Origin of the sequence: Streptomyces sp. NPDC058326 (assembly GCF_042879855.1) — a bacterium.
Taxonomy (GTDB): Bacteria; Actinomycetota; Actinomycetes; order Streptomycetales; family Streptomycetaceae; genus Streptomyces.
Genome location: NZ_JBHVZO010000006.1, coordinates 1 through 23919, shown reverse-complemented (window position 1 = coordinate 23919; position 23919 = coordinate 1). Strand labels below are relative to the sequence as shown.

The window sequence follows — 23919 nt, the reverse complement described above, 5'->3', positions numbered from 1 at the left end:
CCGAGAGGGTGAGAGGAGAAAGCCATGCCCCGTGCACCGGAAAGCAGGGCGGACAGCGAGACGGCGGAGGCGCAACGGCCGCCGCCGGTGACCGAAGTGATCAGGACGGCGATGGAGCAGCTCGCGCTCCTGCTCGACCAGCCGGCGGAGGCCGTCAGCTCCTGCGGACGCCGCGAGGACGGCAACTGGCACCTGACGGTCGAAGTCCTCGAACTGCCGCGCGTGCCCGACACGATGAGCCTGCTCGCCTCGTACGACGTCGACGTCGACCACCACGGGCACCTCATCGGCTACCGGCGCACCCGCCGCTACGAGAGGGGACGGGCGGACCGCCGCTGAACGATGCGGCCCCCCGCACCCTGGCCCCACCCCGTCCCACCCGACCACAGAGGGAGAGCGAGAAGTATGACTGTCATGCCCACCCAGAGCGCTCCGGCATCGTCCGGGGGTGGCTCCAGCGGTCTGTACGACGTACTTGAACTGGTTCTGGACCGTGGCCTGGTGATCGACGCCTTCGTGCGCGTCTCCCTGGTCGGCATCGAGATCCTGAAGATCGACGTACGCGTCGTCGTGGCGAGCGTCGACACCTATCTGCGCTTCGCCGAAGCCTGCAACCGGCTGGACCTGGAAGCCGGCCCGCGAAAGAACCCCGGCCTGCCCGAACTCGTCGGCGACATGACCGAATCCGGATCGCACGCCAAGACCAAAGGCGCCCTGAGCGGCGCCGCGCAGACCATATCCGACGCCTTCCACCAGGCACGGGACGAGGCGACGGAGGAGAAGAGCGGCAGCGGCGGATCGCGCCGCCGCACCTCGACCCGACGGGAGGACAAGGAATGAGCACCTACGTCTACGGCATCGCCCCCGCCGACCGGAGGCTCCCCGACGCCCTCGAGGGCATCGGCGACCCCCCGCGGCCCGTCCGCACCGTGCGCAGCGGCGACCTGGTGGCCCTGTGCAGCGACGCACCGCCCGAACTGAAGGCCAAGCGCCGCGACCTGCTCGCGCACCAGCACGTGGTGATCCTGGCAGGCAAGGACGGACCGGTGCTGCCCCTGCGGTTCGGCGGGGTCGCGCCCGACGACGAGACCGTCGCCGCGATCCTCGGGGAGCACCACGACCGCTACGTGGATCGGCTGGAGAAGCTCGACGGCAAGGAGGAGTTCAACGTCAAGGTGTACCACGACGAGGAGGCCGTGCTGCGCGTCGTGCTCGCCGGCGACCCCGGCCTGCTGGCCCGGCACGCCGCCCAGCGCGAGGCGGGCGGTGGCAGCCACGAGGAGAGGATCGCCTTCGGCGAGCTGGTCGCGCGGGCCGTCGCCGAGCGGGAGAAGGACGACGCGGCGCTCGTCGAGCGGACCCTGGCGCCGTACGCGGCGGCGGTGGCGCGCGGGCCGGCAGGCACCGGCCGGCTGGCCGATCTGTCGTTCCTCGTCGAGCGCGAACGGCAGGAGGAGTTCCTGGCGGCCGTGCGCGCCCTCCCTCAGGAGCACGAGCACCTCAGGGAGCAGGTGACGGGACCGCTGCCCGCGTACAGCTTCGCCGACCCGGAGTGACCCATGGGACTGCTCAAGGAAGTCCTCCTGCTGCCGGCCGCACCGGTGCGGGGCACCGCCTGGGTACTGCGGCAGGTCGTCGAAGTGGCGGAGCGTGAGTACTACGACCCGGACGTCGTCCACCGCGAACTGGCCGGTCTGGTGGCGGCGTTCGAGGCCGGCGAGATCGACGAGGCGGAGTTCGACCGCAGGGAGGACGCCCTCCTCGCCCGCCTGGACACGGGGCGGAGGAACGGCCGATGACCCGCCCCGAGCGCCTGCTCATCGCCGCCGCCCGGGCCGTGGGCCGGTCCTCCGCCCGGCTCCACCACATCACCGGCGGCAACCGGGGGACGCCTCCCGCCTCACTGGTGGCCACCGTGCAGGTGGCGGTTCCGGTCGCCGCCGCGTACGAGCGGTGGGTCGACCACTGGTCCGTCCGGGGCCGCGCGCCGAGCGGTCCGGGCCACCGGCGCCCGGCCCGGGTCACCCACCGGGCCCAGGAGCGCAGCATCGCGTGGACCCGCGACGGGACGAAGGGCCCCGTCCGGGGCGCGGCGAGTTTCCACGAGGCCGCCGAGAACCTCACCTGCGTCGTGGTCGCCGTCGAGTACCGGCCGCGTTGGCGGGGCGGCCACACCGGCGGGGCGTGGAGGCTCCGCCGCCGGATCGAGCGAGAACTGCGGCAGTACGCCGGTTCCCTGATGCTCGACGAGACGGAAACGCCCGCCACCCCCGAAGAGACGGAGGAGGACGGCGTATGACGATGCCGTCGGGACTACCGCGTCCGTACGACGACCAGTCGGCAAATCTCGCCGACATCCTGGAGCGCGTCCTCGACAAGGGCGTGGTGATCGCCGGAGACATCCGCATCAACCTCCTCGACATCGAACTCCTCACCATCAAGCTGCGCCTCGTCGTGGCGTCGGTCGACCGGGCCAAGGAGATGGGCATCGACTGGTGGGAGCAGGACCCGGCCCTGTCGTCCGGAGCCCGCCGAGGCGAACTCGGCCGGGAGAACGAGGAACTGCGCCGCCGTATCGCCGAACTGGAGGCGAGGCAGGAGCCATGAGGAACGAACCGCTGAACCCCGAAGACCCCGGGGAGGAGCCCCCGAGGCACGAACCCCGCAACGACGAACCCCTGTTGTACGTGTACGCCGTCGTCCGCTCCGGCAGCACCGGGCCGCCCCCAGGCCCCCCGCCCGGCGAGACGCTGGGTACGGGCCTGGCCACCGTCACGCACCGGGGACTGACCGCCCTCGTCGAACCGGTCCCGGCGGCCGACTTCGACGAAGCACCCCTGCGCGACCGCCTGGAGGACCTGGACTGGCTCGCGGGAGTCGCCAGGGCCCACCACGGCGTGGTGGCAGCGGCGGGCCGGCACGTCACCACCGTGCCGCTGCGCCTCGCGACCGTCTGCCGCGGTGAGCGAGGCGTGCGCCGTCTCCTCTCGGAAGGGGAGCACCGCCTCACGGCAACCCTCGACCGCCTGACCGGCGCCCACGAGTGGGGAGTCAAGCTGTACGTCGAGGAGGCACCCGCGAGGACGACGTCCGCGGGCGGCGGAGCCCCGACCCGCGCGGCTTCCGGCCGCGACTACCTGCGGCGCCGGCTGGGCGACCGGCAGGCCCGGGAGAACGTCGACGACTCGGCGGCCCGCGCCGCACGACAGCTCCACGAGCTGCTCGTCCACGCCGCGGCGGAGGCGGTGCTTCACCCGCCCCAGCAGGCCCGCCTGACCCAGGGACCCGGCCGGAACGTGTTCAACGCCGCCTATCTCGTCCCCGACGAGAAGCGGCGCGAGTTCCTCGACCGTCTCCCCGCGCCCGAAGACATGCCCAACGGCCTGCGCGTGGAGTTCACCGGCCCCTGGGTGCCCTACTCCTTCACACGGACCGATACCGACGAGGAGGCGGAGGGATGACGGACCAGCGGGAGATCGCTCTCGTCGACCTGCTGGACCGGCTGCTGGCCGGCGGCGTGGTGCTCGCCGGGGACATCACCCTGAGGATCGCCGACGTCGACCTCGTACGCGTCGACCTGAAGGCGCTCATCAGCTCCGTCGGCGACTCCGTGCCCTCCCCGTGGGAGCGGGTGACACCGTGACGACACGACCGCGACGGGTGGAACTCGACCCCGACACTGTCGAACGCGACCTGGCATGCCTGGTCCTGACCGTCGTCGAGCTGCTGCGCCGGCTGATGGAACGGCAGGCCGTCCGCCGCTTCGAGGTGGGTGACCTCACCGAGGAGCAGGAGGAACGACTCGGTCTGACCCTCATGCTCCTGGAGGACCGGATGGAATTGCTGCGCGAGCGTTTCGGAATGGAACCGGAGGACCTCAACATCGATCTCGGCCCGCTCGGCAAACTCCTGTGAAGCAGGGTTTGTCGCGGCGAGGTCCGGTCAGACGATGATTATGAGCGCATCGGAGAAGAGCAACGAGAACCCGTCCGGCCGGAACAGTTCGCGCCATGCCTCGGACAGCACAGGCACCGGCACACGAAGCCGAACGAGCCGCGCCGCGGACGAGACGAAGAAGACCGTACATGCGGTGGAGGAGACCGAGGAGAAGGCCACCGGGGCCCTGACCGCGCTTCCCGCCCCCCTCGCCGAGAAGACCCTGGCGGCCGTCGAGGCCGTCCGGGGCACCGGTGGGACGCTGGTGACCGCCGTACGCGCCCGCAAGGCGGTCACCGGCAGCGCCGCCGTGAGCGCGGCCGCCGCCCTCACCGGCGCCTACGCGCTCGGACGTCGGGCGGGACTGCGCTCCCGCGGCCCGCTCTCCCGGCTCACCGGCGGCCGTATCTGATTCCAGGTCGCCCGAAAGGAAAAGAAAAAGGAAACCGATCCCTCCCCGGGAATCCCGTTCCCTGGGATCCCCATTCACGTGGAGCGGGAGGGGTCGAATACCGAACAGGGAATTCCGGAGGTTGTCGACATATGGTTCCCCTGCTGTTGGTTCTGCTGCTGGCACTGATTCTCTTCGGTGCCGGATTCGCGGTGAAGGCCCTCTGGTGGATCGCCGTGATCGTGCTCGTCCTCTGGCTGCTGGGCTTCGTGGCCCGGCCGAAGGGCGGCACGGGCCGCTGGTACCGCTGGTAGACCTTCCCGTCGCCCCTCGGGGTACGACGGACCGCGCCCGCTGCCGACACCGGCGGCGGGCGCGGTCGTGTCGCACCAGCAGCGGGCGCGAGCGCGTCGACCTGGTACCACGGCGAACCCGGCACGGTCCTCCTCCGAGGACCGTGCCGGGTTCGCCGTACCGTGGGGAGGTTCAGGCCATCAGGACCGAGTCGTCGCCGGGGCGCGCGCCGGGCAGCCGATGACGGGCGGCGACCAGTGCCGTGTCCACGTCCCGCGTGCCCGTGGAGACACAGAGCGTGTACGCGATGTCGTCCATGCGCCGCCGTACCTCGGCGCCGCCGTTCTCCGCGTGCAGCATCCTCAGCGTCTCGTACTGCTCGACCAGATTGCTCAACACCGCGGGATGGGCCATCAACACAGTGCTTCTCCCTTCGCCGTCAGGGCGCCGACCGCCCGGTTCGATGCCCCGGGTACCCCCGCTCCCGGGTTGTATGCGGAAGCCGGTACCGGCAGGCTCCGGCCGCTTGCTCCCCCCACCCCTCCACGGCCGCGCCCCCCTCCCACCCCGGACGGACGGCACGCGGCAGCGCCCGCGATCCCGCAAGCGGCGAATGGAAAGCGAAAAGGGGGGAAAGGCGCAGTACGAAGTGTGTGCGAAGCGCGGTAGGAAGCCGTGTGAGAGAGGGGGAGGCTGATGACGGACGCGATCGCCGCCGAGCGTGCGACACAGGAGCCCGTGCTGTCCGTGAGCGTCGACTACGACGCCGGGGACGCCGACGACGGCATGATCGCGTCAGCCCGCGCCTTCACCGCGGACTTCCTCGCCGCCGCACCGGCCGTGGGACGCGAGCCGGTGCCCCGGGAGCGGGTCGACATGGCGCGTCTGGTGGTCAGCGAGCTGGTGACCAACGCGGTACGGCACGCCCCGGGCCCCTGCCGGCTTCTGCTGGAGCTGTTCGAGCACGTACTCGACATCTCGGTGTACGACCGCGCGGAAGCCTCCCCCGTCCCGCGAGGTCACGATCCCGGCCGCGTCGGCCAGCACGGGGTGGAGATAGTCGTCGCGGTCTGCGAGAGCGTGCGCGTCGAGCCGCAGCACCCGACAGGGAAGCGGGTCAGGGCACGTCTGTCCCTCCTCGGATCCGGATGACCCGGGGACGGACGCGGCCGCGGCGACCCGATCTCGAAATTCCCGCGCATGCTCCGGGAGCGCCCGGGTATACGAGCCGCCCGGGGGAGAACGCGTTGCCGACGACTGAAGGGGTCAGTGGAGTGTCGACTGCAGTGCCGACGGAGACGAAGGACCGCACCGAGACGAAGGAGCGCACCGAAGGAACCGTGGGGGGCCTGCCCGTTCTCGAAGCCCCCCGCGAGATCGCGCCGAAGGACGCTCGTGAGCTGTCGAAGCTGTTCTTCGGCCGGATGTCCGTACTGGAGGAGGGGACGCCCGAGTACCAGTACGCACGCAACACGCTGATCGAGATGAACATGTCACTCGTCCGCTACGCGGCCGGTCGTTTCAGGGGCCGGGGCGACGAGATGGAGGACATCGTCCAGGTCGGCATCATCGGACTGATCAAGGCCATCGACCGGTTCGACATCACCCGTGAGGTGGAGTTCACCACCTTCGCCGTGCCGTGCATCGTGGGGGAGATCAAGCGGTTCTTCCGTGACACCTCATGGGCGGTCCACGTGCCGCGCCGGCTGCAGGAGGCCCGCGTGGAGCTGGCCAAGGCGACGGAGGAGCTGAGCTCACGCCTCGGGCGGGCGCCGACCGTGCCGGAACTCGCCGCCCTGATGAACCTCTCGGAAGACGAGGTGATCGAGGCCCGGATCGCCTCCAACGCGTACAGGTCCACCTCGCTCGACGCGCCCGTCGGCGGCGGCGACGAGGAGGACGGCGGCGCCATGCTCTCCGACCTCATGGGGGAGGAGGACCCGGCGCTCGAGCTGTTCGAGGACTTCCACGCCCTCGCACCGCTCCTCGACGAGCTCGGCGAGCGGGACCGCCGGCTCCTCCATCTGAGGTTCGTCGAGGAGCTGACCCAGTCGGAGATCGGCCAGAGGCTCGGAGTCTCGCAGATGCAGGTGTCACGACTGCTTTCGCGCAATCTGGCCCGCCTGCGCCAGGGCATGCTCGCTCCCCTGGAGGAATGAGCCGAGGAGCGAGCCTCCCTCCAGCAAGTGGAGGAATGAACCGAGGAGCGTGCCACCCTCCAGGAAGAATCCGACGGGAGAGACCGAACGGCCTCACCGGAAGCCCCTACCGGTGAGGCCGTTCCCCCGCACTCGCCCCACGGCGCAACCTCCGCTTGAGAGAACGGCGTTCGTCGTCGCTCAGACCGCCCCAGACGCCCGTCACCTGGTGGGAGTCGTCCATGGCCCAACGCAGACACGCGTCGCGCACGGGGCAGTGCCGGCAGACCGCCTTGGCCTCCTCGGCCTGGACCAGGGCGGGGGCGCCGGTGCCCACGGGGAAGAAGAGATCGGGGTCGACGTTCTGGCAGGCTGCGGACGCGCGCCAGCTGTCCATGGGTCCTCCTGACCGACGGGTGAAGGGAGAGTTCCTTTCTTCTCGGCTCACCGGTCACCGCCGCTTGAAACGCCGCCGCCATGGGTGAATTCGGCCCGTTTCGGGCTCCGGCTCCGCCTCGTCACGCCGTGCCGCGGCGCGACGGGGGAGCAGCAGTGGGGTCGTCAGCAGCAGCAGCCCGGCCAGCCCGATGGCCGTACGCGGGCCGAGCAGGCTGCCCAGCACCCCCCAGGCGGCCGTGAGGACGGCGGTCGAGGCCTTGGTCGTCACCGCCCAGGCGGACAACGTGCGGGCGACCCGGTCGTTCGCGGTGCGTTCGAGACGCCAGGTGGCGCTGACGGGGTTGAAGACCCCGCAGCAGAGGATGAGCCCGAGCTCCACGCCCACCACGAGAAGCAGCCCGCCGGGACCAGGACCGAGGTAGGCGAGCCCGACGGGCCAGATCGCGCGCAGCGCCCCGGCCGTGACCAGGATCCGGTGCTCTCCGAACCGGTGGACGAGCGGTCGGGCCAGCCGTGAACCGATGAGGCCGCCGATGGAGGGCAGGGCGAAGGCGAGGCCGTACTGCCACGGGGTGAACCCGAGCCGGTCGAGCATCAGGACGGCCAGCAGTGGCTGGACGGCCATCACCAGGCCGTTGAACAGGACGGTGTTGAAGAACAGGGGGCGCAGCGTCGGGTCGGCGAGGATGTACCGCCAGCCGTCGAGCAGGTCCCCGGCCGGCGTGCGCGTGGCCCTCCGGGGGTCGGGCCGCGGCTCGTGGCCGCCCATCGCGCGGATGCCCAGGGCCGAGAGCAGGTAGCTGACCGCGTCGGCCACCACGGTCGCGAACGGTCCGAGGAGCCCGATCGCGGCGCCGCCCAGCGGGGGCCCGATGATCGTGGTCGTCCAGGCGGTGGACTCGAACCGGGCGTGGGCGACGAGCAGGTCCTCGGCCGCCAGCAGATTCTTCAGACAGGCTCCGGAGGCGGCGCGGAACGTGATGTCGGCCGCCGCGACGACGACCGAGACCAGGAGCAGCTGAAGGAAGCTGAGCACGCCGAGTGCGAACGCGGCGGGAATCGTCAGCAGCGCCGCGCACCGCACCAGGTCCATCGCGATCAGCACGGTCCGTTTGCGGCGGAACTCCACCCAGGGGCCGAGGGGAACCGCCACGGCGGCGCCCACCGCGGCCCCCATGGAGAAGAGCGCGGCGACCTCGGCGGGCCCGGCTTCCAGCACCTGGATGGCGATCAGCGGGAACGCGCCGAAAGCGAGCCAGGTGCCGAGCGCGCTCGTTCCGTACGCGCCCCACAGCCACCCGAACCGCCGCCCCAGCCGGCGCCCGCTCCTCATGCCCGACGACCTCTCGCCCTTCACTGACACAACCGATCCGCGACCAGAAGCATCAAAGCGGTCGTCAAAGCCGGAGATCAAACAACCGAAAAGCCACCCGCCCACAACCAACGGTTGTGCCCTTACGATGCGGGCATGGATCTCCATACCGTCCGGACTTTCGTGGCCGCGGCAGACGCGGGGCAGTTCCAGGAGGCCGCCGCCGAGCTGTCGATCACCCAGCAGGCCGTCTCCAAACGGATCGCCGTCCTGGAACGCGACCTCGGCGTGCGGCTGTTCACCCGCACCGCGCGGGGCGCCGAGCTCACCATCGACGGGCAGGCGTTCCTGCCCCACGCACGCGAGCTGCTGCGGGTCGCCGAGCGCGCGGCGGCGTCCGTCAGCGCCGGCCACCGCCCGCTGCGCGTCGACGTCATCACCTTGCGCAGCGCGCAGTCCGGCCTGATGCGCGGCTTCCACCGCGTACACCCGCACATCGACCTCGACGTGATGACGCTGTTCGGCATCGAAACGGCTGTCGCCGCCATCCGCTCCGGTGCGATCGACGCCTCCTTCCGCGCCGTCGCCGCCCCCGGCAGGCCCCTCCCCGAGGACATCGCCTCGATGCGGGTGCTCGACGAACCGCTCCAGCTCCTCACCGGCCCCGCCCACGCGCTGGCCGGCGCCCGGTCGGTGACCCTCGCCCGGCTCGCCGGGCACCGGATCTGGATGCCCGGCCTCGTTCCCGGTACCGAGTGGGCCGCCTACTACGACGACCTCGTCGCCGAATTCGGCCTCACCATCGAGGCGACCGGCCCCAACTTCGGTTCCGAGGCGCTCCTCGACACCATCGCCGACACCCCGGCCCTGGCCACCTTCATGGGCGGCCGGACCCGGCTCGTCTGGCCCGCCGACCACGGCCTGCGCCGCATCCCGGTGACCGGTCCGACGCCCGTCTACCCGCACTCGCTCCTGTGGCATCGCGACAACCCCCACCCCGCGCTGACCACCCTCCGCGCCCACCTGACCGCCACGACGACCGACCACGACGCCGCCGAGACCTGGACGCCGAGCTGGGTGATTCCGAGCTGAACGGCCGTAGCCCAGATGCCACGTATCTCCCGCACAGCCTCTTCGCTCGCCGCGACAGAGGCCGGTACGGACCGCATGGCCGGGGCCGCCGGGAAGGCGAGTGAAGACGGCACGCCGACCGGCCCGGTCCACCCGCCCGGTGCTGTCACGTTTCTGCGGTGAATCCCTGCCCCCGGGCGGGTGAGAGGCCAGGTAACCGGCCGAGCCGTGGGGGCCCGGCACGCTAGAAACCGAATGTGACCAGCAACCTGCTCCGGAGCGTGCCGACGCTCCTCCTCGCTGCCGTACCCCTCCTCCCGCTCCCCGCGTCCGCAGCCGTCGCCTCGCACACCGAGGTGCGCCGGGACCCCGTGGTCTTCGTCCACGGTTGGAACTCGGACGGTTCCACCTGGCAGTCCATGGCGAAGCGATTCCGGGCGGACGGATGGCCGGCCGACCACCTCGACCAGTGGACCTACGACACCACCCGGTCCAACGCCACGACCGCCGCGCGGCTGGCCGACGAGATCGACCGCGTCCTGAACCTCACGGGCGCCTCCAGGGTCGACATCGTCACCCACTCGATGGGCGCCTTGTCTTCCCGCTACTACCTCAAGAACCTCGGCGGCTCGTCCAAGGTCGACGCCTGGGTCTCCCTCGGGGGGCCCAACCACGGAACGGCCACGGCACATTGGTGCGGCGGAGCCTCGTGTGTCGAGATGCGCCCGGGATCCGACTTCCTGAACAACCTCAACTCCGGTGACGAGACCCCCGGCTCCCCCCGCTACGCCACCTGGGGCTCGCCCTGCGACATCGTCATCAGCCCCAAGAACAGCGTCGCCCTCTCCGGCGCCCTGAACACCACCACCGCGTGCCTCGGCCACAGCGAGCTGCACGCCGACCCGACGGTCTACGAACAGGTCAGGACACACGTGCGTTAGTCACGGACGGGGCCCACCCCGGCAGCCGCACCACCGCCCGCACGGACGACGAGCGACGGGGGGCCGCGGCCCGGGGCGCCCTGCCCCCAGACCGCCGACCATTCCTGACGGAACATCCAGCAGCCGCCCCCCTACGGACGGGCAGACCACCTGCCGGCGAGGCCGGCGTGAGGCCGGCCCCGGTGCCCGCGCTCGCCTCGCGCCCTGCTGTGCTACGTGGGATGCGGCGGTTCGGTGTCGGTGGCCGGTGTAAGTGTTGGTGTGTCAGACCGGCGTGTTCTCGCTGGTCGGGCCTTGCGGCAGAGCATGGTCACTGGCATGGGGCCGTACCTGCGTGGGGTAGTGCCGTCATGGGGCGCTACACCCCGATCCGCTCCGCTGTCTCGGAAGCGGAACTTCTCAACAGCGGTGTCCATCACGCCCACCTCACCGATCCGGACAGGCGCTCGATCCGCTCCTCGTCCATGTCGCGACGGGCATGGAAAGCGGCGGGCTCGGCGATCCACTGCCCAACAGGAAGGACGCGAGCGCCGCCGGCCACGCCTCGGCCTCCGCCTCATGGCCGTCGCGCGAGGGCACGCGGAAGATGAAGGGGACCTTCAGGTCGCCATGTAGCCGGTGACAGACGGCGGGCGGCTTCGATGCCGCGCCGCCAACGCTCGTGCTCGGAGTGGAGGACCGCAGCCGAATGAACGCCGCGAGGGCGGCCGAGTCGCGGGACGTGAAGAACGCCAGCAGGCCCTTCGCCGGCCGCTGACACCTGCAGAGCCCTCGCTGCTGCTTCTCAGCCGTAGTGTCCTGTCCTCGCAGACGGGCTTGCAGCGGCTCGGGGCCTGCTGCTCCGCGAGGCACTCCACGATCCGGGCGTCGCGGGCCCCGCAGGGCTTCCAGGAGCTTGGCGAGCCCGCCGAACGCCTTGCTCGTGAGCAGCGGCCGCCGACGGCGGTGTCGGGCAAGATCCGCAGGGGGTCGGTGGACAGTTCCGCCTGGGCGGGCGGCACCGATGCTTTGGCCGGGCGGCCACATCGCCGTCGAGGTTGACCAGCTTCTGGCCGACCGCCGCCCGGACGGCCAGAAGCGCACCCGGCACGGCGCCACCGCCCATGTCCGGGCGAGTACCCGGCCGGTACGGAGTCGCCGCCGCACAACCCGATACGCGACAACCCGATGCGCGCGGGTGCTCGGGATCGTTGTCCGTCTGCCGGGAACACCGGTGCGTCGGCGCCTTCCCCGCGGGGAGGGCGGGCCACGCGCCGTCGACTTCGTGTTCCCAGCCGCTCGCCCGGCGAGTGGGCACTTATGGAAGGCGGAGAATGACCACACGCAGAAGGTTCCTCGGCCGTACCACCGCGGCCGGCGTCATGGCGGGCCTCGCGGCCTCACCGGCGGCGGCCGAGGACGGGAGCGGGGCACCCGCCGACGCCCCGGCCGTTCGGCGCGGTCGGGCCCGCGACGCGATCGTGGCGGTCAACAGCGGTATGCGGTCGCACTACGCCGCGCTCAAGTCGGATCTGATTGCGCAGCTCAGTCCCGTCCTTGTGGTCCAGAACGACGCCAGGGGCGGAAGGTTCACCCTTCTCCACGACGGCACGCGGGAGTCGCTGCATCCCGTCGGGGAGGTGTTCGAGCTGGCGAAGTCTGTCAGCCATGTGCCGCTCGGCGTCTTCTCGATCATCGCGCCCTACCTGAGTGACAGGGTTCCGAACGTCCCCGGCGCGGACCGCATCGATCCGCACGACCTTGCCATGGTCGCGTTCAAGGACGCCGCGACCACCGACTGGATCACACCGCTCCGGCAGTACGCCGACACGCTGGCCGCGGCCCGGCGGCGGCTCGACCAGGCCGGCATCCCGCCGGAGATGGTGGTCTCGTGCGCGCGGGTGCTCGACGGCGCGCTCGCGTTCATCGAGGTCTCCACCGCGGCCCGGTTCTTCGACATCAGGTCGTTCGAGGACTTCTCCCACAGCGTCTACGCGGACATCCGCACCAATATGAGGTTCGCGGCCGAGGCCCAGATCGCTGGTGTGCAGGGCGTCCTGCGGATGTGGCGGGCCCGGATCGGTGAGGAGGCGTGGCGCGACCTGTACACGGTCGTGCTGTCCCAGTGGGCCACGTCCGAACTGAACCAGAACTCGATCATCATCAGGCCGTGCATGAACCCGGCGAAGGTGGCCACCCATCTGATCGACCTGCCGGCCGCCGAGCCGCTCTCGGACCCGGTCTTCGTGGCCCTGGACAACCTTGCCCGGATCGTGCAGGACAACATCGCGGCCGAGTTGGTCTTCCCTTCGGACCGGGCGGCCGCCGATGCGCTCAAGGGCCCGCAGGATCTGCTCGCCGACGAGATCCTGGACCAACTTGGTGCGGCGACGCCGGGCGTGGCGGCGTACTCTGCGCCTGCCGGAGCCGGGATGGGCGCCTGCCCCGTCGCCCGAAGGGGCTCGGCTTCTCCACAGGGCGGTACGGCGCACGACCTCTGAGGCAGCTCCCGCCTCCGCCTGCCACCCCCGCCGGCCGCAGCGCGCGGGCCAGCCGGTCGAGGTCCCTCGGGGACCGGCTGAAGAGAGCGATCAGCAAAGCCATTCCAGCCTGAGGCGGCCTCGGCCTTCGGAAGGGAGGCCGAGGCCGCACCCAGGAGTACCCGGGGACAGGCCAGTTGCAGAGCGCTGGAGTCCGACAGGAGGGGAACGAAGGCGCTGAACAAGCAGGGGTCCCGGCGCATGACTGTTGACGGGGTCGAGTACCGCTGGAGAACCCGGAGGCCCTCCTCCACGCAGGGACTTCCCTGGACACCTATGAGCTACGCCGTCGAAGCGGCCAACGGCAACGAGTCGGGCACGACCTTGATCGCCACCAGCAGCCAGGCCCATCCCAGTGACTGGGTGGGTTTCGAGGGAGTGCCCATCCGCCCAGCCCACGTCGCTGCCACATCCGAGAAGTACGAGGACCGAGGATGGGAACCAACCAGGGCCGGGTCTCACCTTTCCAGCTCGACCGACTTGCAGGGCTCAGCGAACTGCCGCACAGGCTCCAGGCCTGGTTCGCCGAGCATGAGGACTAGGGCATCGTCCTGTCCTAGCGGTAGACGTAGCCGTCCCAGACATAGGCGTCGTCACCGAAGCCGACGCTCTCGTCTAGCCCCCACCACTGGTTGCCGGCATCGCTGACGCAGTCCCACGAGACCGGCCACGAGCCGGGCCTGGTGACGTTGAGGTAGCCGACGACGGGGGCCTTGCCCGCGGGCTCGGGCGAGTGCACGGGGGTGTGTGCCACGAACGTTATGGACCTGGTACTGATCGGGAAGCATCCCCAGGCTGGCGCGGCGCTCGCGGTGGCGGGTGCGGCGCCTGCGGCGGCGACCAAGACCATGGTGACCACTAACGGTCTGATCATGCTCTTCATGCCTCGTCCCTCTCGTCGTGTAGCTGACAAGCAACAGGGGAGGTTTCCCCTCGCCCAGTGCTTGGCTCTGGGCTCTCACGATGCCTGACATGTCAGCGCCCAGTCCTTGTCAGTCCGCGCAGGAGTGTTGGAGATTCACGCACGCCTCGGTCGGCAGGTGCCTGTAGTCGCGGGGCGGGAGGCCGTAGGCGGCTCGGAAGAGGCGGCTGAAGTTTGCCGGGTCGGTGAAGCCCCAGCGTGCGGCGATGGCTTGGACCGGGCGGGCCTGGAGGCGGGGGTTGACCAGGTCGAGACGGCAGCGTTCCAGGCGGCGATGGCGTATCCAGGCTGCCGGCGAGGTGCCGTCGGCGGCGAGGAGCTGCTGGAGATGGCGCAGGGAGATGTGGTGGGCGTCCGCGATCGCCTGGGGAGTCATGGCCGGGTCGGCCAGGTGCTCCTCGACGAACGCGTTGATCTGGACCCGCAGGGCGGTCTTGCGGGTCTCCGGGGTCAGTGCCTCCTCAGCCTCCAGGCAACGGGCGATCACAGATGCCAGGAGGTCCAGGGTGACCGAAGCGAGGGTGGGGATGTCAGCAGGGGTGAACTCCGCGGCGCGTGCGTTGAGGTCGGTCAGCCAACGAGTAAACACCCCGCCCATGCCGTGGCGCCCGTTGACCGGGACAGCGAACAGGCCTTGCGCCGCCTTCTCCGGCAGTGGCAGCAACCCACGAGGAAACTGCACGGTCACATGGGACCACCTGTCCGGAAAGAGCGCGAACACCGCCACGGTAAGGGCGGCTGCTGTCCAGGACCGTCAGGTCACCGGTGCGCAGCGTCGTGTCATTCCCGTCTAACGAAACAATCCCGGCTCCACTGAGAAAGTAGTTGATCAGGTACACCTCAGGGTCGGACTGTCGAATCAGCTTCGCCGTTCGCGCGATCTCCAGATGCGAGTAGGCCAGCGCGGACACCTGGACCTCCCCCAAGTCCAGGACGCGCATCTTGGCGAGGAAATCCTCGTGGTCCTCACTGCGCAGCCGGTTACGCATGTGCGAGTGCGATGTGGTTTCTTCCCACAGTGCGAACCGCTCCGGCGCGTCCACAACCTCCGTGGTGAACTCCGTCACCAGCATTCCCCAGACCCCCGTAGTTTCTGCTCCCCCGGGATCCAACCTGGCATGGGGAGGCGTAGGCAGTCCAGCAGCACTTCGGCCACATGCCGTCACGGGTCTCTTCGCCGGGCGACGAAGCCTCAAGATCAAGACGTATCGAGCTTCGCAAACAGATTCTTTCTCAGGGCTGTCCGCCCTCCATGCGAGAGATCGGTGCTGCGCTCAAGCTCAGCAGCACCTCGTCCGTCGCACACCAGCTCATGGCACTGGAGCGGAAGGAAGTGCTCTACCGCGACCCCTACCGCCCTCCGCGCGTACCGGGAATCGGTCGGGGACGTCTTCTCATTGCCACGGCAGCTGGTTCGCGAAGGCCGACTGTTCGCGTTGAAGGTGGTCGGTGACAGCGTGATCGACGCGGCTATCTGCGACGGAGACATCGTTACCGTGAGGCAGGCAGATGCCGCAGACCATGGTGACGTCGTCGCCGCGATGCTGGACGGCGAAGCCACGGTGAAGTGTCTGCGCCGCGAGGACGGCCGGGTATGGCTGATGTCCCACAACGCCGCTTACGAGCCGATCCCGGGCGACGACGGCGTCATCCTCGGCGAGGTCGTTGCCGTCCTGCGCACTCTGTAGCCCGGATCGCCAAGGTGACTGCAGCTCTGCTCGGGCGGCCCGCAGGGGCCCGTGTGGAGGTCACGCGGTTGCTGGCTGAGGATGGGCGGCACGGGTTCTGTGACCTGCGCCGGCCGTGTCAACAGCTTCCTCGGGATGGTTCGGGGCCAGGAGTTCGCCCTTCGTCTGCATCCCAACGGTGGCGAGCAGTTGATGCGACGCTGCCGCGGGTACGGCGGCTACCACGACGATCGCGCCCCGGGCCCGGAGCTCAGCCGGTCCTAGCGAGCTCGTGGATGGTTGGCTGTCGAGGAGGGAATCCGCCGTGATCACAATATGGAGGATGATCATGGCGTTGCAGCAGAAGACCTGGACGGCGCCCGCGTAGGTGTTCACCAGGTGCGTGAACGGCGATGCCGGCACCAGCACGTCCGCTGGGTCCTCCGGGGGGTGGGCCACGGTGATCGTGGGGCCGGCCTCGCCGTGCAGGAAGCCGCGGTATGTCCCGGTCGCGTCCGGGTAGATGTACGCCCCGCGGGACATCGTGGCCCGGGTGGCGGTCACCATGACGCCGTGCCGGTACAGCCAGCGTTCCCGCCGCGCGCGGATCACTCCGTAGAGGGCCGGGCACAGGCCCAGCCAGGCGAAGCCGCCCATCGGGACCGTGAGGAGCACCAGGTCCCATCTGCTCAGCGAGCCGGCCACCAGGCAGAGGACGACGAGCGCCAGCAGGTGCCACAGCGCGCCCCGCAGGATCCGGCGGTGGAACCTCGTCCGCCAGGTGGGGGTGAGCGAGCGGACCACGGCGAACGGGGCCCCGTCGATGTCGTCGCTGTCCGTCCGGTTCGCCAGGATCGCGTCGACCCCGTCGGCGAAGGCGGTGGCCGCCGCCTCGTCCACGTCGTCGACGCGGTGGACGCGCGGCGCCGCCCCGGCCTTCGCCCGCAGTTCGATCAGGACCGAGCGGCCCTCGGCGCGTATCCGGCCCAGCCCGTCGGGGGTGAAGGTGACCTGCTCGCGCGGGAGGTCGAGGACCAGTCCGATGTCCTCGACGGACAGGACGGCCCCGCCCCGGCCTCGGAGCACCGGGAGGGAGGAGATGGAGGTCGACATGGGCATGCTCGTAGAGCGGGTGTCGTCCCGGTCAGCCTCGGATCCCCGCTCGTCCGGCCCTTCCGGGGGGGAGGAGGGCGGCGAGGGCCGCCGCGACGCCTGGCTTCCGAGCGGGCGGGCCACCGGGGCGCGCCGGAGGCCGGGTGGAAGGCGGTGGTGTGCAGTTCGGCGTCGTCAGCGGACGCCGCCGATCTGGGTGCAGGAAGCGACGGACGTGCTGCATCGCTGCCTCGAGCTCGCGTTGGCCTTTGGGGGTGGGTTTCGGCTTTGCTGTGGAGATCGGAGCTCATCGATGTCGTTGTGGGGCCGGGCCCCTGTCGTGGTTCGTTGAGTCGTTGCCGGGCTGCCCGGGGGGTGGTTTTGGTGTCGTCGGGGGGGCCGTGCACAGCCGAGCGGGGCATGTCCCCGCCGTTCCCGGTTGTTTCTGATGCCAGGAGTGGCGGGGGCTTATCTGGTGTCAGGCGCGCGTGTTGACGCTCACCGGTCTTGATCCGGTGGGCGGCTTCCATCCCTGGACTGTGGCCGAGATGCCGACTCGGGTGCTGCAGTTGATGACTTGGAAGTGCAGGTGTGCGCCGTTGGCTGCTCCGGTGGCTCCGGACCAGCCGATGATCCGGCCTTGCGGGACCCAGTCGCCCTTGTTGTAGATTGCCCGGTTGAGGTGCGCGTAGTGGGTGCACTGGCCGTTCGAGTGGCGGATGATGACCTCGATGCCGTTTTCCCAGTACGGGGACCAGTCCGAGACGAGAACGGTGCCGCCCTGTGCGGCGGAGACCTCGTAGTTCGCCGGCAGTCCGAAGTCCCAGGCGTGCTCGTTGTAGGGGCCGGTGTGCGAGTACGTGCCCTCGGGGCCCTGGGTGACGAGGTAGGACTCGCCCGACGGATAGGGAAGTTCGTAGTAGTAGTCAACGGCCGCGGCCGGCGGGGCTGCTGTGAGTCCGATCCCTGCTGCTGTGAGCGCTGAGCTTGCCATGGCGCCGAATCTGAGGAGAAGTCGTCTCGCGTTGCGCACTGTGCCTCCCGCTGCGGGTCTGATCCAGACGGGACAACACTGGCACCAACTGCCCCTTTCAACAAGGTTGTTGAAAAAAGTTGCAGCAAGTTCTTTCGTCGGCGCGAGGGATCGAGGGGTGGGTGTACGACGGCGCCGGACGCCGGCCGGCAGCTGGGCGGACGGTCTCCTTCGATTTGGGGGAACGATGCGCGGCGAGCCGTCCCGGAGCGACACATTCTGCGCGGGGGTCATGAACTGTTGCCGGCCGGGTGACCAGGGAGCGCACTTCGGCGAGTTCCTTTGTCGCCTTCTCCTTCACCTTCGGCTGCCACTGCTTGCGCGCCTCCCTCCGCATCATGCCGGGCGGGTTTTCGCTGCCTGTCAGGCCGGTGAGGGCCGGATGCGTGAGGCCGTCGCCGAGGCGCTGAGGGGGTCTACTTCCCGCAGTGTGGTGCCCGCGCCGCGAGCCTGGAGGGGGTCCGGATGCTCGAGCATGGAGCGCATCGGGTTCGGCCTGTGACCGCGGTGGGCGAAGCGGTGTCCGGGCGGGGCGCCGCCGGTGCGCACCGCCGGGTGACCGGCCGTCAGGGGGCCGGTGTCGACGCCCGGCTGCGGCTGTTCGCCGTCTGGTGGCCGCCGGTGTTGGCGACTGCGAGGCGGACGGCCTTCTCGCTGCCGTCGAGGCGGGCGCTGTCGCCGGCGCCTACCTGGGCTGCTGAGGGGGAAGCTGCTGCCGCGGGGAGCGGTGAGGCCTATGAGCAGGGATGGTCCGGCGGCGTCGCCACCGTCTGCACGATGCTGGCCTGTGTGGCCGACCACCACCGCCGGCAGACGGGTCGGGCCGCGGATGCCCGCCGCCTTATCGAGCACCACGCCGTCCGCCGGGCGGTCGGCGCCGTAGGGGACGGCACGCGATGAGCATCTGGAGCGCGGCGGGCATTGCCCGGGACTCCGTCCGCCGTCAGGCGGCCGGCCTGGACGCCGGGCAGGTTGAGGAGAGGGCCGCTGAGGCGGCGCAGCGCGAGCGGGGGACCGCCCGCGACGCCCGCAACGGTATGGTGCCCGTGACAGACCTTCTGGCCGCCGTCGACCCGCAGCGGCTTGCCGAGAGGTGGGCGGCCAAGCACACCGCATGGCGCCGGATCCGGGAGCTGCTCGCAGCGGCCGGCCGGGGGCGTCTGCGCCCCGGACGCCGATGAGACCGGCACCGGCTGGGACCGCGAGCGTGAGACCTGCCGGCAGCAGCGCCTCGCGGCCGCCGAGGCGCACCAGGCCCGCCGCCAGGAAGCGCCGCCCGAGGCGCACCGGGCCCGCCTCCGCGAGGAGGCGTCGGCCGAGGCGGACCGGGCCCGCCGCTGCGAGGAGGCGTCGGCTGTCACCCCGCGGCTGTGGTTGAGCACTGCCCGGGCCGCCCCGGTCGGGCATGCCGCCGCCCGCACGGGCCTGATGCTGGAACAGGTCGTTGTGCAGCTCGCCGCCCGTATAGAGACGGGCGGCGACGGGACCCTGTCCGTGCCGCCGTTCCACCCCGACCACATCTGACCAGCACCACCCCGGCCGAAGGAGACAAGGGGTACGTGAGCGCGATTCAGCTCCGCGAGTACCAGAGGGCCGGTCTGGCCGCGATCCGGTCGTGGACCGGCTGGCCGCACCGCAGGGTGCCCGGGCAGGCGGGGGAGCGGGCGACGTTCGTCTCGGCGACCGGCTCCGGCAAGACCATCACGGCCGCCGCAGCGGCCCGCCAGTTCTTCCCCCACGGCCGGATCCTGGTCATGGTCCCCACCCTCGACCTCCTGGTGCAGACCGCCGCCTCCTGGCCCTGCGTCGGCCACATCGCCCCGATGACCGCAGTCTGCTCCCTCGGCGGTGACGACGTCCTCGACAGCCTCGGCGTGCGGACCACGACCAACCCCATCCGGCTCGCCCTGTGGGCGGGCTCCGGCCCCGTGATCGTGTTCGCGACGTACGCCTCCCTCGTCGACCGCGACGACCCTCAGGACATCATCGGCCGCCGCAAGGTCCGCGGACCGCTGGAGTCGGCGCTCGCCGGCGGGGACCGCCTCTACGGCCAGAAGATGGACCCCTTCGACCTGGTGGTCATCGACGAGGCCCACGGAACCGCCGGCGACGCCGCCCGCCCCTGGGCCGCGATTCACGACAACACCCGCGTCCCGGCCGCCTTCCGCCTTTACATGACCGCCACCCCCCCCGCATCCTCGCCGCCCCGCGCCCCGGCCAGGGCGGCGAGGACGTCGTGGTCGCCTCGATGGAAAGCGACCCCGGGGGCATCTACAGCGAGTGGATCCACGAGCTCGGCCTGTCGGAGGCGATCTCCCGGGAGATCCTCGCCGGTTTCGAGATCGATGTCCTGGAGATCCGTGACCCCGACCCCGTCCTCGGCATCTCCGAAGAATCGCTGCGCGGACGGCGTCTCGCACTGCTCCAGGCCGCGCTGCTGGAGCACGCCGCCCAGCACAACCTCAAGACCGTCATGACCTTCCACCACCGGGTCGAGGAGGCCGAGGCCTTCGCTGCCAAGCTCCCGAAGGCCGCCGCCGAGCTGTACGCCGCCGAGCCCGGTCCGGGCGCCCTCGCCGAGGCGGAGAAGCTGCCCTCCTCCTTGATCGATGCCCGCCTCTACGACCTCGAGCCCGGCCGCCACGTCCCGCCGGACCGGGTCTGGGCCGCGTGGCTGTGCGGGGACCACTTCGTGGCCGAACGCCGCGAGACGATCCGCCAGTTCGCAGGCGGCATCGACGCCAACGGCCGCCGGGTCCACCGCGCCTTCCTCGCCTCCGTGCGCGTCCTGGGCGAAGGTGTCGACATCACCGGCGAACGCGGAGTCGAAGCCATCTGCTTCGCCGACACCCGCGGCTCCCAGGTCGAGATCGTCCAGAACATCGGCCGCGCGCTGCGGCCCCATCCCGACGGCACCGTTAAGACCGCCCGCGTCATCGTCCCGGTTTTCCTCCAGGCCGGCGAAGTCCCGAAGGTCGTGGTGGCCTCCGCCTCCTACGCCCCCTCGTCGCCGTCCTCAACGGCCTGCGCTCCCACTCCGAGCACCTGGTCGCCGGCCTCGCCTCCCGCGCACTCACCCGCGGCGAGGAGAACCGCAAGATGCACGTCCACCGCGACGAGGAGGGCCGCATCGCCCCCGCCGGCGCCACCACACCCACGGGCGGCGGCGACGAGGAGGAGCAGGCCGCCGAAGCCGCCGCGCAGGCCGCCGCCGAATCCGCCCTCCTGCACTTCGCGCCCCCCCGCGACCCGGCCACCATCGCCGCGTTCCTGCGCGCCCGCGTCTACCGGCCCGAGTCCCTGGTCTGTCTGGAGGGCTACCAGGCCCTGCGCCGCTGGCGCGCCGAGCACAACATCACCGGCCTCGCCGCCGTCCCGTACGACACCGAGGCCGAGCTCGGGACGACGAAGACGTTCCCCCTCGGCCCGTACGACACCGAGGTCGAGCTCGGGACGACGAAGACGTTCCCCCTCGGCCGGTGGGTCCACCAGCAGCGCAAGAACCTGCGCGCCGGCGTCCTGGAGCCCTACCGCAAGGAGCAGCTCGACGACGAGGGCATGGTCTGGGAGCCCGGCGAGGAAGCCTGGGAGACCAAGCTCGCCGTCCTGCGCTCCTTCCACCACGCCCACGGCCACCTCGCCTCCCGCCAGGACGCCGTCTGGGGCGACAGCCAGGCAGACAGCATCGCGATCGGCCAGCTGATGGCCGACCTCCGCAAAGCCCACGGCCTCGGCAAGGACCCCGTACGCGCCGCCGTACGCGCCGCCCAGCTCGCGGCGATCGACGCCGACTGGGACTGCCCCTGGCCGCTCGACTGGCAGCGTCACCACCGCGTCCTCGCCGGCCTCGCCGCCGACGAGTCCGACGGCCGCCTGCCCGACATCGCCCCGGGGGCGCGCATGCGCGGTACCCGCGGGCTGGGATCGTGGACGGCCACCTCGATGCTGTCCGGGGGAGCGGTCAGGTCCAGGGTGCAGGTGCCGCCGGCATGGCGCAGGGCGTTGGTGACGAGTTCCGAGACGACCAGGACCACGGTGGCGGCGGCCTCGGCTCCGATCGGGCGTACGAGGCCGTCGAGGAAGGCCCGGGTGCGCTCGCGGGCGCCGACGATGGAGGCGGTGGAGCGGGCAGCCGCGACGTCGACGCTCATCGCGTCCATCAGGTTCGCCCTGGTCTCTGGTTCGCCAATGCCCGGTCCTGTCCGCCCAGTGCTTGTGCCCCGGCCTGTAGCGGGCAACCCCGCGATGGCCGCCCCTGCGCCTTTCAGCGTCGCTGTTCGAGGTCGATTACCTCATCTTCGGCCGCTCGGAAATCTATGTTGGCCGCAGTAGACATTGGGTGGTGGTGTGGTTATGGTTTCTCTCGTAGCCCAGAGAGACCGCAGGGCCCGGCAGAGATGAACTGCCGGGCAGCAGTACCCGCAGTTGCAGTTCGCAGGACGGTGCGGTGACGGAGTTTCGAAGCCAGAGTTTTTGCAGGACGGCGACGGGACTGGTGACCGGACCGGGTGGCCCGCAGTGATCAGGGGCCGCCGTGAGCGGTACCGCAGTCGCAGTACCCGCAGTAAGTGCAGTCCGCAGTAACCCAGCAGTGAAGTCAGTGAGCAGTACCTCGGTGAAGGCGTCGGCTGCGGGCGCGCGCACCGGGAGGTTCGGCAGTGGGGTTCTGAGCCAGAGCAGACGCAGGACGGGTGACGGGGCTGGCTGCCGAAGTGGCGCTGTGAGAGGCCACCAGAAGTACGCAACACCAGCAGTTCGCAGTAACAGCAGTACGAGTTCCCGTTTGGTAAGTGATCGATCCAGAGGGAAGAACGGAGGAGCCGAGCACCATCAGGATCGCCCGGGCAGATGTCTTGAGCCCGGGTACCGCAGGACATCGATAGTGAGGTGGTCTCCGGTCACGCAACCGCGATCCCCGCGCCCCCGACAGCATTCAGGTCGGTAGGCTGCGGACACAGAAGGCCGGTGCAGCATCAGGGCCGGCAGATGGTGTAGCAGTTCCTTCGGGGCCCGGGTGCCAGTACTGGCACCCGGGCCCCTCCACGCGTTCCACAGAGAGGTGAAATGACAGCAGACGACTCGTACGGCCGTCTCGACGACGACGACTACCCCGCCTACACGATGGGCCGGGCCGCCGAGATGCTCGGCACCACCCCCGGGTTCCTCCGCGCCATCGGCGAGGCCCGCCTGATCACCCCGCTGCGCTCCGCGGGCGGCCACCGGCGCTACTCCCGCTACCAGCTGCGCGTCGCCGCCCGTGCCCGCGAACTTGTCGACCAGGGCACCCCCGTCGAGGCCGCCTGCCGCATCGTCATCCTGGAAGACCAACTCGAAGAGGCCCAGCGCATCAACGCCGAACACCGCCGCGCCGCCGAAGCAGCGAATCCAACGGCCGCGGCTTGATCTGAACCGCGCCTGCCGCCGCTTGACAAGCCTGCCCGCACCCGGTCCACGACGTGTACTCGTTTCCTGTGGTGACAGCATGTGCAGGCGTGTACCGTCTGCGTCAGCTGTCGTGGTTCGGAAGTTCCCCTTTGCCCACGCCGAAGGCGTGGGCGTTTTGCTGTGCTGTGCCGCAGGAACCAGGGCGATCACCTCCCCCCCCCGCATCGTGCGGGAGGCGTTCATCGACTGGAAGGCATCAGACATGGCTACGGGAACTGTGAAGTGGTTCAACGCGGAGAAGGGCTTCGGCTTCATCGCCCAGGACGGCGGCGGACCCGACGTCTTCGCCCACTACTCCGCCATCAACTCCTCGGGCTTCCGTGAGCTCCAGGAGGGCCAGACCGTGACGTTCGACGTCACCCAGGGCCAGAAGGGCCCCCAGGCCGAGAACATCAACCTGGCCTGACCCTTCCCGCCCCATGGGCGGCTGAGCCTGCCCCCAGGCCCTGCTCCTTCAGGTTCATTCCCAGGAGGAGCAGGGCCTTCGCGCTTTCCCTCCCTCCCCTACGCCGACGAGCCGTTTCCTTCGTTGGGCCCGCTGACATCGCGACCCCATTGCGGGCCAGCCCTGGGCGACACCAAGCCGCGGCAGGGGCGCCTGTCTACCCAAGCGGCGACGGCGATGACAGGCCTCAGGTCAGCCGGCTGGCTGAGTTCCTTTGTCAGACACCCCCTAGGGGGTGTCCGGAAAGTCATGGGAGCCAGAGTCGGAGGCAGGCGAGGGTGACCATGGCTTGGTAATGGGTGGCTCGTTTGTCG

27 protein-coding genes and 5 pseudogenes are annotated in these 23919 nt (G+C 70.4%); 22 read left to right on the top strand and 10 right to left on the bottom strand.

Going from position 1 to position 23919, the window contains the following annotated elements; translation table 11 throughout:
* Window positions 1–24: 24 nt before the first annotated feature.
* From gvpO to ACFVYX_RS13910, 11 genes are all read left to right on the top strand, one after another.
* Window positions 25–339, top strand: a complete 315-nt coding sequence (gvpO, locus tag ACFVYX_RS13960; RefSeq protein WP_389681575.1) for a gas vesicle protein GvpO — start codon at window positions 25–27, stop codon at window positions 337–339.
* Between the two features lie 66 nt (window positions 340–405).
* Complete coding sequence (locus ACFVYX_RS13955; protein ID WP_389681574.1) at window positions 406–840, top strand: gas vesicle structural protein GvpA; 435 nt, start codon at window positions 406–408, stop codon at window positions 838–840.
* Window positions 837–1556, top strand: coding sequence for a GvpL/GvpF family gas vesicle protein (locus ACFVYX_RS13950; RefSeq protein WP_389681573.1), 720 nt, complete (start codon window positions 837–839; stop codon window positions 1554–1556). The genes ACFVYX_RS13955 and ACFVYX_RS13950 overlap by 4 nt, the downstream gene beginning before the upstream one ends.
* A 3-nt stretch (window positions 1557–1559) precedes the next feature.
* Window positions 1560–1799 carry a gas vesicle protein GvpG gene (locus ACFVYX_RS13945; protein ID WP_389681572.1) on the top strand — a complete coding sequence of 80 codons (240 nt, stop codon included), beginning with the start codon at window positions 1560–1562 and terminating at the stop codon, window positions 1797–1799.
* A complete protein-coding gene (locus ACFVYX_RS13940; RefSeq protein WP_389681571.1) occupies window positions 1796–2299 on the top strand; it encodes a hypothetical protein in 504 nt (167 codons plus the stop codon). The genes ACFVYX_RS13945 and ACFVYX_RS13940 overlap by 4 nt, the downstream gene beginning before the upstream one ends.
* A complete protein-coding gene (locus tag ACFVYX_RS13935) occupies window positions 2296–2607 on the top strand; it encodes a gas vesicle protein (RefSeq protein ID WP_389681570.1) in 312 nt (103 codons plus the stop codon). Before ACFVYX_RS13940 ends, ACFVYX_RS13935 begins: the two co-directional genes overlap by 4 nt.
* A complete protein-coding gene (locus ACFVYX_RS13930; protein ID WP_389681569.1) occupies window positions 2604–3461 on the top strand; it encodes a GvpL/GvpF family gas vesicle protein in 858 nt (285 codons plus the stop codon). The genes ACFVYX_RS13935 and ACFVYX_RS13930 overlap by 4 nt, the downstream gene beginning before the upstream one ends.
* Window positions 3458–3643, top strand: coding sequence for a gas vesicle protein (locus tag ACFVYX_RS13925; protein WP_389681568.1), 186 nt, complete (start codon window positions 3458–3460; stop codon window positions 3641–3643). The genes ACFVYX_RS13930 and ACFVYX_RS13925 overlap by 4 nt, the downstream gene beginning before the upstream one ends.
* Complete coding sequence (locus ACFVYX_RS13920) at window positions 3640–3915, top strand: gas vesicle protein K (protein ID WP_389681567.1); 276 nt, start codon at window positions 3640–3642, stop codon at window positions 3913–3915. Before ACFVYX_RS13925 ends, ACFVYX_RS13920 begins: the two co-directional genes overlap by 4 nt.
* Before the next feature lie 175 nt (window positions 3916–4090).
* Entirely contained in the window at window positions 4091–4348 is a 258-nt protein-coding gene (locus ACFVYX_RS13915) for a hypothetical protein (protein WP_389681566.1), read from the top strand.
* A 131-nt stretch (window positions 4349–4479) separates the two neighbouring features.
* Window positions 4480–4641 (top strand): DUF5670 family protein, encoded by a 162-nt coding sequence (locus ACFVYX_RS13910; RefSeq protein ID WP_158984609.1) that lies wholly within the window; start codon window positions 4480–4482, stop codon window positions 4639–4641.
* 172 nt (window positions 4642–4813) lie between these two features.
* On the opposite strand, the gene ACFVYX_RS13905 is transcribed toward ACFVYX_RS13910, so the two are convergent.
* On the bottom strand, window positions 4814–5041 hold the full coding sequence (locus ACFVYX_RS13905; protein ID WP_389681565.1) for a DUF5133 domain-containing protein: 228 nt from the start codon (window positions 5039–5041) through the stop codon (window positions 4814–4816).
* A 276-nt stretch (window positions 5042–5317) separates the two neighbouring features.
* On the opposite strand from ACFVYX_RS13905, the gene ACFVYX_RS13900 reads away from it, so the two are divergent.
* Both ACFVYX_RS13900 and ACFVYX_RS13895 read left to right on the top strand, forming a co-directional pair.
* Window positions 5318–5773 (top strand): ATP-binding protein, encoded by a 456-nt coding sequence (locus tag ACFVYX_RS13900; protein ID WP_389681564.1) that lies wholly within the window; start codon window positions 5318–5320, stop codon window positions 5771–5773.
* A gap of 122 nt (window positions 5774–5895) precedes the next feature.
* Window positions 5896–6780: an RNA polymerase sigma factor SigF gene (locus tag ACFVYX_RS13895; RefSeq protein WP_389681563.1), complete on the top strand. Its 885-nt coding sequence runs from the start codon at window positions 5896–5898 to the stop codon at window positions 6778–6780.
* Between the two features lie 106 nt (window positions 6781–6886).
* Here the strand turns inward: ACFVYX_RS13895 and ACFVYX_RS13890 are convergent, their stop codons facing one another.
* Window positions 6887–7156 (bottom strand): WhiB family transcriptional regulator, encoded by a 270-nt coding sequence (locus ACFVYX_RS13890; RefSeq protein WP_389681562.1) that lies wholly within the window; start codon window positions 7154–7156, stop codon window positions 6887–6889.
* Window positions 7157–7210: 54 nt separating this feature from the next.
* Complete coding sequence (locus ACFVYX_RS13885) at window positions 7211–8491, bottom strand: MFS transporter (protein WP_389681561.1); 1281 nt, start codon at window positions 8489–8491, stop codon at window positions 7211–7213.
* Window positions 8492–8626: 135 nt separating this feature from the next.
* On the opposite strand from ACFVYX_RS13885, the gene ACFVYX_RS13880 reads away from it, so the two are divergent.
* From ACFVYX_RS13880 to ACFVYX_RS13870, 3 genes are all read left to right on the top strand, one after another.
* Window positions 8627–9562: a LysR family transcriptional regulator gene (locus tag ACFVYX_RS13880; RefSeq protein WP_389681560.1), complete on the top strand. Its 936-nt coding sequence runs from the start codon at window positions 8627–8629 to the stop codon at window positions 9560–9562.
* A gap of 236 nt (window positions 9563–9798) precedes the next feature.
* Window positions 9799–10482 (top strand): esterase/lipase family protein, encoded by a 684-nt coding sequence (locus ACFVYX_RS13875; RefSeq protein WP_389681559.1) that lies wholly within the window; start codon window positions 9799–9801, stop codon window positions 10480–10482.
* Window positions 10483–11795: 1313 nt separating this feature from the next.
* Window positions 11796–12962 (top strand): twin-arginine translocation signal domain-containing protein, encoded by a 1167-nt coding sequence (locus tag ACFVYX_RS13870; protein WP_389681558.1) that lies wholly within the window; start codon window positions 11796–11798, stop codon window positions 12960–12962.
* A 595-nt stretch (window positions 12963–13557) separates the two neighbouring features.
* Here ACFVYX_RS13870 and ACFVYX_RS13865 read toward each other — a convergent pair.
* From ACFVYX_RS13865 to ACFVYX_RS13855, 3 genes and pseudogenes are all read right to left on the bottom strand, one after another.
* The gene (locus tag ACFVYX_RS13865; protein WP_389681557.1) at window positions 13558–13755 is read right to left on the bottom strand and encodes a hypothetical protein; all 198 of its coding nucleotides are present in this window, start codon (window positions 13753–13755) and stop codon (window positions 13558–13560) included.
* Window positions 13756–13993: 238 nt separating this feature from the next.
* Entirely contained in the window at window positions 13994–14605 is a 612-nt protein-coding gene (locus ACFVYX_RS13860) for a helix-turn-helix transcriptional regulator (protein WP_389681556.1), read from the bottom strand.
* 97 nt (window positions 14606–14702) lie between these two features.
* Window positions 14703–14912, bottom strand: a pseudogene (locus ACFVYX_RS13855) (AraC family transcriptional regulator); the annotation flags it as partial.
* Window positions 14913–15079: 167 nt separating this feature from the next.
* Here ACFVYX_RS13855 and ACFVYX_RS13850 point away from each other — a divergent pair.
* Window positions 15080–15611 (top strand): annotated as a pseudogene (locus tag ACFVYX_RS13850) (LexA family protein).
* Window positions 15612–15671: 60 nt separating this feature from the next.
* Here ACFVYX_RS13850 and ACFVYX_RS13845 read toward each other — a convergent pair.
* Both ACFVYX_RS13845 and ACFVYX_RS13840 read right to left on the bottom strand, forming a co-directional pair.
* Window positions 15672–16703 (bottom strand): hypothetical protein, encoded by a 1032-nt coding sequence (locus tag ACFVYX_RS13845; protein WP_389681555.1) that lies wholly within the window; start codon window positions 16701–16703, stop codon window positions 15672–15674.
* 457 nt (window positions 16704–17160) lie between these two features.
* On the bottom strand, window positions 17161–17676 hold the full coding sequence (locus tag ACFVYX_RS13840) for a M23 family metallopeptidase (protein WP_389681554.1): 516 nt from the start codon (window positions 17674–17676) through the stop codon (window positions 17161–17163).
* A 1122-nt stretch (window positions 17677–18798) separates the two neighbouring features.
* On the opposite strand from ACFVYX_RS13840, the gene ACFVYX_RS13835 reads away from it, so the two are divergent.
* Together ACFVYX_RS13835 and ACFVYX_RS13830 are read left to right on the top strand one after the other, a co-directional pair.
* Entirely contained in the window at window positions 18799–19239 is a 441-nt protein-coding gene (locus tag ACFVYX_RS13835; RefSeq protein WP_389681553.1) for a hypothetical protein, read from the top strand.
* A 35-nt stretch (window positions 19240–19274) separates the two neighbouring features.
* Window positions 19275–19853: pseudogene (locus ACFVYX_RS13830) on the top strand (DEAD/DEAH box helicase); the annotation flags it as partial.
* 32 nt (window positions 19854–19885) lie between these two features.
* Here the strand turns inward: ACFVYX_RS13830 and ACFVYX_RS13825 are convergent.
* Complete coding sequence (locus tag ACFVYX_RS13825) at window positions 19886–20620, bottom strand: hypothetical protein (RefSeq protein WP_389681840.1); 735 nt, start codon at window positions 20618–20620, stop codon at window positions 19886–19888.
* Between the two features lie 194 nt (window positions 20621–20814).
* Here ACFVYX_RS13825 and ACFVYX_RS13820 point away from each other — a divergent pair.
* Window positions 20815–21216 (top strand): annotated as a pseudogene (locus tag ACFVYX_RS13820) (helicase associated domain-containing protein); the annotation flags it as partial.
* 374 nt (window positions 21217–21590) lie between these two features.
* Here the strand turns inward: ACFVYX_RS13820 and ACFVYX_RS13815 are convergent.
* A pseudogene (locus ACFVYX_RS13815) lies at window positions 21591–21875 on the bottom strand (ATP-binding protein); the annotation flags it as partial.
* Between the two features lie 904 nt (window positions 21876–22779).
* Between ACFVYX_RS13815 and ACFVYX_RS13810 the strand changes: the two are divergent.
* Both ACFVYX_RS13810 and ACFVYX_RS13805 read left to right on the top strand, forming a co-directional pair.
* On the top strand, window positions 22780–23118 hold the full coding sequence (locus ACFVYX_RS13810) for a MerR family transcriptional regulator (protein WP_389681552.1): 339 nt from the start codon (window positions 22780–22782) through the stop codon (window positions 23116–23118).
* A gap of 244 nt (window positions 23119–23362) precedes the next feature.
* A complete protein-coding gene (locus ACFVYX_RS13805; protein ID WP_030325187.1) occupies window positions 23363–23566 on the top strand; it encodes a cold-shock protein in 204 nt (67 codons plus the stop codon).
* Window positions 23567–23919 lie beyond the last annotated feature (353 nt).